The sequence below is a fragment of the Psychrobacter sp. I-STPA6b genome (genome assembly GCF_020662265.1).
GTDB lineage: Bacteria > Pseudomonadota > Gammaproteobacteria > Pseudomonadales > Moraxellaceae > Psychrobacter.
The window spans coordinates 1-485 of the sequence record NZ_VEWM01000134.1 but is presented as its reverse complement, the minus strand read 5'-3'; the positions used below and the strand labels follow the sequence as shown (position 1 = coordinate 485).

Annotated in this window: 1 protein-coding gene; it reads left to right on the top strand. The window is 37.3% G+C overall.

What is annotated here, in order from left to right; all coding sequences use genetic code 11:
* Positions 1–94 precede the first annotated feature (94 nt).
* Positions 95–485 (top strand): MlaE family ABC transporter permease (locus FHK88_RS14035; RefSeq protein WP_227431345.1); only part of this gene is annotated, 391 nt, incomplete at its 3' end.

Below are 485 nucleotides of genomic sequence, written 5' to 3'. Positions count from 1 at the left end.
GTATAGAGGTAACTTTCATCTATAATCAAAAGAGAAGCCCAAATTGTTAAAAAACTGATTTTCAGCTTATACACAACTTTCAACACGAAACATTTTGATACTCACCTTAAAATATACATTCGAAGAAATCGGAAATGCAACTGTATTTGCAACGAGGTTTTTTAGAGAGGTATTTGTACCTCCTTATGAAACCAGAACATTTCTGAAACAATGTTATGTTATGGGCTATAAATCCTTACCACTGGTAGCTATGACAGGTTTTATCATGGGTTTGGTACTTACCTTACAAGCAAGGCCAACGTTAGTAAAATTTGGTTCAGAATCCTGGCTTCCGGGAATGGTGGCGCTTTCTTTAATTCGTGAAATTGCTCCGGTCATTACTGCTTTGATCTGTGCAGGAAAAATATCATCCGGAATAGGTGCCGAATTAGGCTCGAGGAAAGTAACAGAACAAATAGATGCCATGGAAGTTTCGGCTATTAATC